Here is an 11,404-nt window from a genome sequence, read left to right as displayed (position 1 = left end):
ACCGCGGGGGAACGTGGTCGTCTTTTTATATCATTGTTATAATTTCATGTAACGAACAGATAGTAGGAACATCACATTTGAGTTGCAAGTTATCCCGATTTAACCATATCCCTTGCATTCCAGCTACTGTACTACTAATTGCATCTGTTTCTAATCGATCACCAATATAATAGCAATCTTTCATTTCAAGATTCAATTGTAATACAGTTCTTTGAAAAATTTCAGGGTCTGGTTTCGATACACCAATTTCACTAGAAGTAGATATGTAATTGAAATATTGTAGAATGTTTAGAGCAGTTAATTTTTCGACTTGTTGTTCATAGTCACCATTACTAATGATACCTAATGAGTGCCCTTCTTGCTTTAAGGTCTGTAATGTATAGTGTACATCTTCAAACGCGGCCCAGTTGTTCTTATATAGTTCTATATATTGATTGAATCTGTGCTGAGACTCCTCGGGTGATAAGTTTATTCCATATGTTTTAAATAAATGGTATATTCGCATCCCTTGTTGTTCTTGAAAAGATAATTCCTTGGATAAAAATTTGTTGAAATATTCTTCGGATAATTCATGCCAGACTTTCGTGGCCTCTAATTCATTACCTGAAAAAATAGTACTATATACTTGAAAGAAATCTATAATACCATTTCTTTCAGCGGCCTCATAATCAAGTGAAGTTCCATCGACATCAAAGAAAATCATATGACAATCTCCTCGTTAATAGCTATTTAGCGTTTTCCGCAACCTCATATCCTCTCACAAACAAGAGCGTCATGTAAGAAACGATAAATGAGAAGATGCTGTACATGCCAACCCAAAAGAAAAATTTTGGAGTAAAGGCGATAACACCTATTATTAAAAAACTAGCAAACGTTACAACCGGCATTACGTAATACGTTTTCGTTCTACGTGTTCCAATAACAGAAACGATAAAGATAAGTAATGGACAAATTAATAAGACGAAAATCAATTCATTCATAGTTATGTCCCCTTTTCTAATTGCAGTAATCTGTTTCTCGTAAACGTTTTGAAATAATTACTCTCCTAATATAATTTCGCTAAGTAATAACGAATCCCTCTTGAAAACGAGTAATTCATGATGAATTTTACAAGAAAAAACGTAAGAAAGAGAATACTTGCCTACGTTATAGAATAAACATCGCAACGATCGTGGTGACAATTAAGCCAATCACAACTGGTAAAAAGTTTCGGCGTGCAAGTTCAAATGGATCTACCTTGCAAATGGCAGCAGCAGGAATAAGCGCCCAAGGGATTAACGTCCCGCCCCCGGTCCATATTGCTGCAATTTGTCCGAGTGCTGTTAATGTAGCTGTTCCATGACCAAGTGCTGTGCCGAAAAGATTTGCAATTGAACCAGCAAGTGATATACCTGAAAAACCAGATCCATCTAAGCCGGTAATGACACCAACAATAGTTAATGTCCCTGCCGATACATATTGATTTAAAGGAACAGTTTGAGATAAGGCGATTCCTAAGTCGTTAATGATTCCGTGGGAACCTTTCGGTAAATAGTCCCCGATAATTTTCACAAAGCCGCTATCTCCTAAATAAAAAAGTGCAGCAATTGGAATAACAGGTCCGAAAATTTTAAATCCAAATTGAAGCCCTTCTATGAAATAATCGGTCGTTTTATTTAATCCATTTCCTTTGTAGGCGATGAGAGAAATAATGATAATCATAATAACAGTCGTTCCACCGATAAGTGCAGTTGCATCGCTTCCTTGTAGTTTAAATTGAATCATACAAAGAATATCAAGGGTATATATGATAGGGATACATATGGCGAGCCATTTCTTTATGTGAGGAGATAATAAAATAGTAGTTTTAGATGGTTCAGTTGATGAAGAGGAATCTTGCAAGGATAGTCCTGTATGAAATTCTTTTCGTAAGAAGAAAAATGCGACGGAAGTTGTCACAATGCCCATAACAATTACGAGCGGAATACTGGCAGAAACAACGCTAGAAACAGGAAGACCAGCAGCGTCTGCGGTTAATTTTGGTGCGCCTTGTATAACGAAGTCGCCGGATAAAGCAATCCCATGACCGAATAAGTTCATAGCAATTGCCACTCCAATTGGCGGAAGACCGACGCGTACAGCGACGGGTAATAAAATAGCTCCCATTAAGGCGACAGCTGGAGAAGGCCAAAAGAAGAAAGAAATTGTCATCATCAAAAGGCCGATAATCCAGTAGGCGAGGGTAGGTGTACGAATCATCTTTGTAAATGGTGAAATCATCGTATCATTTATGCCGGTATGAACGAGTAGATTGCTCATGGATACGATAATGGAGATGATTAATATAGTTGGTAATAGCTCAGTGATGGCGTAAATGAAACTTTGAAAAATACCGCTAATAGCAAGAGGGATAGAGCTTGTAGCGGTTAATGCTAATAAAAAGATAAAAACGATACAAATAATAGTCGTATCTTTTCGGAGAATAAAAAAGGTAATAATAGTGAGTAAACAAAGAATATAGAGAGCGTGCAACAGCGTTAATTCAACTCCCATAACATTCACATCCTTTAGGCATTCGTGTAGTTTATTGTATGAAAGCAGTGAAAGTATGTGAGTTTAGGAAAAAGAAAAAAATGAAATTTCATGTACTGTAATGGTAAGGAGAGAAAATGGATGTTACAATACAATTAATCCTAAAAATGGAATTTAAGGAGGGTTTATGCGCAAAAAAATTGGATTTTGGGGATTCATCATATCTTGTAGTCTATTAATCATTTTAAATCTGTTTACAAACAATGAATGGATAAGTATCTTACCAGTTTTCGGATTTGTTTTTGTTCTGTTATATAACTGGGATGATATAAAACAATATAGCAAGAAAAGTATTGGGATTATGATAGGTATCATTGTTGTTTGCTCATTTTTCATAGGGTTTATTTTAATAGAAGGGCAGAAACAGATGGAGAAAATGTCTATTTTTCAAGAATGGATGTCTTCTGCAAAAGGTCTTTATATTGTAATTGTAGTTGTTATTTTTCTAAGAATTGTTATAAGCATAGCAAGTTAAATATTAAAGGCGAAGTAGAATGGGGGAGGAGTACGTATGAGAGAGAAAATAGGGTATTATGGTGTGCTCGTTTGTTTACTATTATCAGTTATTTCAGGGCAATTTCTTAAAAGTGAATGGGTACCAGTTATATTATGTATAGGAGTATTGATTTTTGCTTCTATGTATCGCTGGGATGAGTGGAAAGCATGTAGTCGAAAAAAGAAAATTGTTTTCAGCATCGAGTTCGTCATTATAATTAGCACGATTCCGTTTTTGTTATTGAAAGGAAATGAAATAATAGATGGCATTGTAATGTTTCAAGGGGGGGTATTTATTGTAAGATTGCTATATTTAATATGCATTTTAATTTCGATAGCGGTAGTCGCTAAAAAAGTAAACGAGAAGTTATTCGTTAATGAATAAAAGAAAATGCCACCTTATTCGGTGGCATTTTCTTACTTTACTGAATGAGCTTTTTGCATCTTTTTAATTAAACGAATTTGTCCACGATGATTGATTTCATCTTCAAAAACATGAAACCATTTAAAGTAGTTGTTGGCTGGTTTATCATACCAAAAGTCTGTCGTTTTAAATAACCATTCATCAGGTAACGATTGAAAAGTCTCGATCGTTTTGGAACGTACTTCTTGTAATGTGTTTATGTAAAATTCTATCGAGTTTCCTTTTATTTTCTCGCGGCCAAGATCTCCTAACTTAATAGCAGGTAACCAACGTTCCAATTCAACTTCCGTTGGTTCACGGTCTTCAAAAGTATGAATCTGGTAGTAAAATTCAATAGCGGCCATATGGTATAATAACATGCCAATTGAATTTGCTTCCTCATCATATAAATAATCAAGTTCTTCCATTGTTAAACCTTCCACCGCTTGCATTGTTGTATAGCGTGCGTAATTCATCATGGAAACAAGTTTGGAAAATTCAACTTGTAAACCATCTATCTTGTCGATTACAAAATTCAATTAAAATTCCCCCCCCTCTTTAAACGATGACTCCAGAGAAAGAATTCTATGTGTAGAGAAAAACTCCTTTTAAAAAGGGGCATGATTTTAACAAGGAATAACAATTAGTTCCCGATTTGATTTTGTAATAACCTCATAGCCATCTTTTGTAATGACGATATCATCTTCAATTCTACAACCGCCCCAGTTTGGTATGTAAATACCTGGTTCAACTGTAACAACCATACCTTCTTTTAGAGTAGCCTTACTTTCTTGGGATAGGCGAAGAGGTTCGTGTATTTCTAAACCAAGACCATGCCCAGTAGAGTGGCCAAAATATTGACCATATCCACGCTCTGTAATGTAATCTCTTGTTATATCATCGATACTTTTCGCAGTCTCTCCAGGTTTAATTGCTTCCGTTCCACGTTTTAATGCTTCAAGTACAACACTGTATATCTTTTTGAATTTTTCCGATGGTTCCCCAATCGCTACAGTACGAGTTATATCGGAACAGTATCCGTCGTAAAGTGCACCGAAATCTAATGTAACGATGTCTCCTCGTTCAATTATTTTATTTGATGCAACTCCATGAGGAAGAGAAGAACGAACGCCAGAAGCTACAATAATTTGAAATGATGAGGATGTAGCCCCTTTTTTTCGCATGAAAAATTCTAACTCATCTCGTACATCATTTTCACTTAGTCCTGGTTTTAGAAACGTAAGGACGTGGTGAAATGCTTCGTCAGCGATATTAGCAGCGATTTTCATTGTTTCTATTTCAGGAGTGTCTTTAATAATACGAATATTTTCGATAATTTCGCACACTTGAACCATTTCCGCCTGTACGTATTTTTGTAAGTTTTTATATTGTTGCAATGTCATGTTGTTTTCTTCAATTCCTAGTTTTTGAATGTTTAATTTCGATACTTGATTTGCAATTTCTTTTTCTAAATTTCCTTTATGCATAATGATTTCCACATCTTTTATTTGTGACTTCGCTTGATCTACATAGCGAAAATCAGTTATAAAAACAGCTGTATCCGCAGAGATTAAGACGACGCCAGCACTACCAGTAAAGCCTGTTGCATATTGGCGATTTTCTTTTTTGGTAATGAGTAATCCGTCAATTCCGTAATTATGTAGTTGATTTTGGATTTTATTAATTTTTAAAGTCATGTTAATTCCCCCTATTCACAGTATTGAATAAAGCAAATAGTGTGCCAAAAAAATGTTTTTAGAGAAAAGATAGCAGAAATTGCATGTATTTTAGCTAGGAAATTTAACTTGCTATTTGTGGGTGGAGGGGTGCTCGTGAAATACAGATTATTTCAATTATCAGTGGGAGAATGAGAAAAATATCGATCTAAATTTCACTTTCTTTGCAAGTTGTCAAAAAATTTATACAAATTCGAAATAGCACTGTCAGTTTTTTTGACAATATGGAAGAACAGGATAAGAGATTTTTTAGTATATATATTTTGAAAGTATGTCCTTTGTTTTGTTCTAATATAAAATTTAATATACAAATAAATAATTGTTATTGATATAATAGGTAATTGTTGGATTTCTCTCGAAGATAGGGAAACGTAACGAATATGAAGGAATAAGGATTGTGAGTACATGAAGAAACTAAGTAAAGTAATGTCATTTTGCTTGGCTGCTAGTATGCTAGTTGTAACAGGGTGTGAAAAAGATGAAAACAAAGTTCAAGTAAATGAAACAATTGAACAGCTTGATGAAGCGCCAGAAGTGACAGAAAAAGAAGTGAAAAAGATTGTAAGAAAGAGTGTAGATGCAATAGCAGATGCATTTAGTGAGATGGAAAAAGAAAATGGATGGAGCCGAAATAATCCTGGAGATTTAGGTACCGCTAAAAAAGGCGTTAAGGGATTAGTTTCAGATAAGTTTGTGGACAAGGAGCTTCCAGGATTGCTTGATACATTTAATAAATCAAGGGAAACTGATATGTTACCATTTCCGATTCATATTGAGCCGGACGTGAGGACAACTTATTCACAGAAAAATGATGTTTTAAAGATTGAGACGCTTACTCTTGCAAATGATATGGGGAATGAAGCGGAGATGTGGGAATTTGTTTTAGTGTATACCGATGGAAAATGGTTAATGGATAGATGGTCATCAAATACGCCAGTAGATTTAAAGTTAACTAAAGAAGAAGCTAAAGAACTTCTTAGAGTACAAGGGTTCAAGAATGTTTCTTTCGTTAGAGAAGAGAATAGTGGAAATAAGAAATATATTTTTAAAGAAAGTAACGGAGTAGTTGCTATCGACGCCCAAACCTCAGTTATTACTCCAAATGTAGATGATGAAGAGCAAGAAAAGATAACGAAAAAAGATTATATTCAAGAGCAAGAAACAGTTAAGGGAAATGATTCTAGTACGTATACGAATTCAAAAAAAGAAAATTCGTCAGCGGTAGGTAAAACTAAAGTTCTAAATGAATTATCCGCTCTAGAAAACCAAGAAAAGCATACAAATGTCATGTCAACAAATGATATAGTAAATGAAATAGAAGGAAATTATCAACTGTGGGATAATAAACTAAATGAAATTTACAGTACATTAAAAACTACGATGTCTCCTGATGCATTCCAGTCGTTAAAAACGAAACAAATTGCGTGGGTGAAAGAAAAGGAAAGTAAGGTTAAAGCAATTGCTACGGATAAAAATAATGGTACGATGAAATATATTGAAGCTGCAGATGAAAAATATAAAATGACAAAAGAAAGATGTTATGAATTAGTGAATGGGTATATGAACTAGTCTGAACGAATACAAAAATGCGTTGCTTATGAGCAACGCATTTTTGTATTTACGCTTTTAATTTCATTACAGTATCAACATCCGGTGTTACATATACGGTTTGCTGATTGTCGTACGTAACAAAACCAAGTTTTGCACCACTCGGTTTTTTGACATGGCGTATTTTGGTGAAATCAACAGGTACAGAGCTAGACTCTTTTGCTTTACTATAATAGGCAGCAATTTTTGCAGCTTCTAGTAAAGTTTCTTCAGCAGGCTCTAAAGAACGAATGACAACATGAGAACCAGGTATGTCTTTCGTATGTAGCCAAATTTCATCGCGGCGGGCAAATTTCGTTGTTAAATAATCATTTTGTTTATTATTTTTACCAACGAAAATCTCTGTGCCATCACTTGCTACATATTTATCTAATACTGGTTTAGTAGGCTTTTTCTTTGCGTTTTTCGTTTTACGATTGCGCATATAACCTTCTTCAGCTAATTCCTCACGAATTTCTTCAATATCTTTTGAAGAAGCAGCTTCCATTTGTTGAAGTAGGCTATCAAAGTAAAGAATTTCTTCATTTGTTTTTTCGATTTGCTTTTCTACAACAACAACTGAATTTTTCGCTTTTTGGTACTTTTGGAAATAGCGTTGCGCATTGTCAGATGGCGTTTTTAAAGGATCTAATGTGATTTTTACAGTTCCGCCATTTTCATCGTAATAGTTAACGACTTCAATATCTTTATCACCTTTTTTCAAAGCGTACATATTGGCTGTAAGTAGTTCTCCAAATAGTTGATATTTATCTGCTTTTCCGGCATCTTGTAATGTTTTTTCTAGTTTAATGAGTTTTTTCTCATTTTTATTTTTTTCGTTTTGCATAAAGCGTTCTAAATCATGAGCTTGTTGTTTTACACGGTCGCGCTCTGCTTTTCCGAAAAAGAAACGGTCTAGCAATTCACTAACAGATGAGAACGTCTTGTTTTCACCTTGCAAGTGTGCAAGAGGGAAAAGATAAAAGAATTCTTTCCCATTTGAAGTAGTCATCGTTGGTGAATATGTATGAGTTAATAATGGTTTTTGTATGGAGAAAAATGCGTCCGCCAATGCTTTTTCATTTACCATGCCAGCTTTTTTCACGACTTCTTTTGCGAATAACGGCGATATTCCCGTAAAGGTGCCGACAAGCTGTTTATCCATGTTCCCAGATAAAAAGTCTAGCGGTCTAATAAATTCCTCATTTGTTTCAATCTGAAGTGGGTTAATTTTATGTTGTGCTGGTGGCGCAACATATTCAGCTCCAGCGTATACAGTTCGATGTCGGTTTACTGCTAAAGAAACGTGTTTTAAGCTATCTAAAATATTGTTTGTTTTTGTGTCTACTAAAATGATGTTACTATGTCGTCCCATTATTTCAATTACTAATGTTTTTAGCGATTCATCACCAATTTCATTTCTGCTGCGAACTGTGATTTGAATAATACGCTCTAAATCAATTTGTTCAATTTTTTCAATGAATCCACCTTCTAGATGTTTACGGAGAAGCATACAAAACATTGGCGGAAGTGCAGGTGAATCGTAATTTTGATTTGTTAAGTGTAAACGTGCATATGTCGGATGAGCGGAAAGAATCAGTTTTTGATTTTTTCCGTTTGCTCGAATATGTAATAAAATCTCATATTTTGAAGGTTGATATATTTTGGAAATTCTCCCCGTGTAAAGAGAATTTGCAATTTCATGTGTAATTGCTCTTGTAAATAATCCATCGAATGCCATAAAAACACTCCTTTCTAACTAAAAGTTAATTATAGCATTTTTTTGGACGAGGCTGAATAAGCTTTCAATAGAGTATGTCTGGAATCAGGAGGTCGATAGCAGGATGAACTGGTATGGAATGCGCGCACATGAAGTGGAAGAAAGAACGAATACGAATGTGAAGGTTGGACTTACAGAGAAAGAAGCAGAAGGGCGAATAAAGAAATTTGGTACAAATGAATTAGATGAAGCAAAAAGGCCTTCTGCACTAATGGTCTTTTTAGCGCAATTTAAAGATTTCATGGTACTTGTTTTGTTTGGTGCAACAATCGTTTCGGCTTTTTTAGGGGAATACATTGATTCGATTGCGATTGTTGCAATTGTTATTATCAACGGTATTCTCGGATTTTTCCAAGAAAGAAAGGCTGAAAAGTCATTGGAAGCTTTAAAAGAGCTAGCCGCCCCGCAAGTTACTGTACTGCGGAATGGAAAGTGGGTAAAGGCACCGTCTAAAGCACTCGTTTTGGGTGATGTTATTAAATTTTCTAGTGGCGATCGTATTGGAGCTGATGTACGTCTTGTTGAGGCATCGAGTTTATATATCGAAGAATCAGCTTTGACAGGGGAGTCAGTACCGGTGCAGAAAAAGGTAGAAGCATTGCAAGGGCAAGATGTTTCAATTGGTGATCAAAAAAATATGGCTTTTATGGGTACGATGATTACACGAGGAGCTGGAACAGGGGTCGTTGTAGCAACTGGTATGAATACAGCGATGGGCCAAATTGCAAATATGTTACAAAACGCAGAGCAAATGGAAACACCACTGCAACGAAGATTAGAACAACTCGGAAAAATATTAATTATTGTGGCACTTGTTTTGACAGCGCTTGTTGTATTAGCCGGTGTGTATCAAGGGAATGAAGTATATCATATGTTTTTAGCTGGCGTGTCGCTAGCTGTTGCTGCTATTCCAGAAGGATTGCCAGCAATTGTTACAGTAGCTTTATCGCTTGGTGTACAGCGTATGATAAAAAAGAGAGCGATTGTAAGGAAATTACCAGCGGTAGAAACGTTAGGTTGTGCTTCTGTTATATGCTCTGATAAAACAGGGACGATGACGCAAAACAAAATGATGGTAACACATATGTGGTCAGGTGGAGAGTTGTGGAAAGTGACAGGTCAAGGGTATGAACCTAATGGATCCTTTCTGAAAGGTGAAAAAGAAGTTGATCCAGCTAAGACGAAAGCACTATATCAACTACTCACATTTGGTTCACTATGTAACAATGCAAATATTATTCAAAAGAAAAAGGCGTATGTATTAGATGGAGATCCAACAGAGGGGGCGCTTGTAGCTGCAGCAATGAAAGCGGGGATAACGCGTGAGGCACTGAAAGGGAAATTTGAAATCATTCGTGAATTTCCGTTTGATTCAACTCGAAAAATGATGAGTGTTATTGTACGAGATAGAGAAGGGAAAAAGTTTGTCGTTACGAAGGGAGCACCAGATGTCCTTCTGCAAATGAGTCAAACGATTTTATGGGGAGATAAGCAGCAACCAATAAGTGAATTGTATAGAAAAGAAGTACAGGCGGCTATTCATAGTTTAGGTAGTCAAGCGCTGCGAACAATTGCAGTTGCATTTAAACCATTAAAAGTAACAGATTCTACCGAACATGAAAGAGACGTTGAAAAGGATTTTATGTTAGTTGGGATACAAGGTATGATTGATCCACCAAGACCAGAAGTAGAGCAGGCTGTAAAAGAGTGCAGAGAAGCTGGTATTCGAACAGTGATGATTACAGGTGATCATAAAGTGACAGCAATGGCGATTGCGGAACAATTAGGGGTTTTACCACAAGGTGGACACGTTGTTGAAGGAGTAGAACTCGCAAATATGGATGTAGAAGAACTAGAAAATGTTGTAGAAGATACGTATGTATTTGCTCGTGTATCACCAGAACATAAATTGAAAATTGTTAAGGCTTTGCAAAATAAAGGACATATAGTAGCGATGACAGGTGATGGGGTGAACGATGCTCCAGCTATAAAAACAGCGGATATTGGGATTGCGATGGGAATTACAGGGACAGACGTTGCGAAAGAAGCATCATCTCTTGTCTTGCTGGACGATAATTTTGCTACGATTAAATCAGCAATTAAAGAAGGTAGAAATATATACGAGAATATACGTAAGTTTATTCGTTATTTATTAGCATCGAACGTAGGAGAAATTTTAGTCATGTTATTTGCGATGTTACTTGCATTGCCGCTGCCGATGGTTCCAATCCAAATTTTATGGGTGAACTTAGTTACTGACGGTTTACCGGCGATGGCACTAGGTTTGGATAAGGCTGAAGGAGACGTGATGAAGAGAACGCCGCGTCATCCGAAAGAAGGGGTATTTGCTAGAGGGCTTGCATGGAAAATTTTAAGCCGTGGCTTTCTAATTGGAGCAGTGACGTTAGTGGCGTTTATTATTGCATATAATCAACATCCAAATGAACTGAAATATGCACAAACTGTAGCATTCGCAACGTTGGTACTTGCTCAGCTTATTCATGTATTTGATTGCCGAAGTGAGCATTCTGTTTTTCACCGCAATCCATTTGGAAATGTGTATTTAGTAGGGGCGGTTATCATTTCATTACTACTCATGCTCGTCGTTATATATTACCCACCGTTACAACCGATTTTTAGCACGATGCCAATACAAGCAAGAGATTGGTTGTTAATTGGAGGTTTGTCATCAATTCCGACCTTCTTATTAGTAGGTTCTTTATTAACAGGGAAAAAGGGGAAGAAAGAAAAGCCAGTATTATATAAGAAGGGATTAAACTTGAAATAGTCAATGATATGAAAATGTGATATAATTTACAGAAGGTAGTAGAG

The 11,404-nt window shown here is 35.9% G+C and carries 10 protein-coding genes; 4 read left to right on the top strand and 6 right to left on the bottom strand.

The window, feature by feature from the left end:
* Positions 1–25: 25 nt before the first annotated feature.
* From ACYVEC_RS13240 to ACYVEC_RS13230, 3 genes are all read right to left on the bottom strand, one after another.
* Positions 26–703, bottom strand: a complete 678-nt coding sequence (locus ACYVEC_RS13240) for an HAD family hydrolase (protein WP_098555021.1) — start codon at positions 701–703, stop codon at positions 26–28.
* Between the two features lie 22 nt (positions 704–725).
* Entirely contained in the window at positions 726–980 is a 255-nt protein-coding gene (locus tag ACYVEC_RS13235) for a YbeF family protein (protein ID WP_063221160.1), read from the bottom strand.
* 166 nt (positions 981–1,146) lie between these two features.
* Positions 1,147–2,532: a hypothetical protein gene (locus ACYVEC_RS13230; RefSeq protein ID WP_063221159.1), complete on the bottom strand. Its 1,386-nt coding sequence runs from the start codon at positions 2,530–2,532 to the stop codon at positions 1,147–1,149.
* Between the two features lie 166 nt (positions 2,533–2,698).
* Here ACYVEC_RS13230 and ACYVEC_RS13225 point away from each other — a divergent pair, with 166 nt between their 5' ends.
* Together ACYVEC_RS13225 and ACYVEC_RS13220 are read left to right on the top strand one after the other, a co-directional pair.
* The gene (locus ACYVEC_RS13225; RefSeq protein ID WP_063221158.1) at positions 2,699–3,046 is read left to right on the top strand and encodes a YoqO family protein; all 348 of its coding nucleotides are present in this window, start codon (positions 2,699–2,701) and stop codon (positions 3,044–3,046) included.
* A 36-nt stretch (positions 3,047–3,082) separates the two neighbouring features.
* Positions 3,083–3,451: a YoqO family protein gene (locus ACYVEC_RS13220; protein ID WP_063221157.1), complete on the top strand. Its 369-nt coding sequence runs from the start codon at positions 3,083–3,085 to the stop codon at positions 3,449–3,451.
* A 32-nt stretch (positions 3,452–3,483) separates the two neighbouring features.
* Here ACYVEC_RS13220 and ACYVEC_RS13215 read toward each other — a convergent pair whose 3' ends face one another.
* A complete protein-coding gene (locus ACYVEC_RS13215) occupies positions 3,484–4,008 on the bottom strand; it encodes a DinB family protein (RefSeq protein WP_063221156.1) in 525 nt (174 codons plus the stop codon).
* A gap of 87 nt (positions 4,009–4,095) precedes the next feature.
* Positions 4,096–5,166, bottom strand: coding sequence for a M24 family metallopeptidase (locus tag ACYVEC_RS13210; RefSeq protein ID WP_063221155.1), 1,071 nt, complete (start codon positions 5,164–5,166; stop codon positions 4,096–4,098).
* A 444-nt stretch (positions 5,167–5,610) separates the two neighbouring features.
* Between ACYVEC_RS13210 and ACYVEC_RS13205 the strand changes: the two genes are divergently transcribed.
* On the top strand, positions 5,611–6,774 hold the full coding sequence (locus ACYVEC_RS13205) for a lysozyme inhibitor LprI family protein (protein WP_063221153.1): 1,164 nt from the start codon (positions 5,611–5,613) through the stop codon (positions 6,772–6,774).
* A 49-nt stretch (positions 6,775–6,823) separates the two neighbouring features.
* Here ACYVEC_RS13205 and ACYVEC_RS13200 read toward each other — a convergent pair whose 3' ends face one another.
* Complete coding sequence (locus ACYVEC_RS13200) at positions 6,824–8,533, bottom strand: Rqc2 family fibronectin-binding protein (protein WP_063221152.1); 1,710 nt, start codon at positions 8,531–8,533, stop codon at positions 6,824–6,826.
* A gap of 103 nt (positions 8,534–8,636) precedes the next feature.
* Here ACYVEC_RS13200 and ACYVEC_RS13195 point away from each other — a divergent pair, with 103 nt between their 5' ends.
* Entirely contained in the window at positions 8,637–11,360 is a 2,724-nt protein-coding gene (locus ACYVEC_RS13195; RefSeq protein WP_098555018.1) for a calcium-translocating P-type ATPase, SERCA-type, read from the top strand.
* Positions 11,361–11,404: the final 44 nt, after the last annotated feature.

Source organism: Bacillus sp. MN7755, from assembly GCF_054771475.1.
The sequence above is the reverse complement of the archived record's forward strand: the minus strand, read 5'-3'. Positions and strand labels throughout refer to the sequence as shown.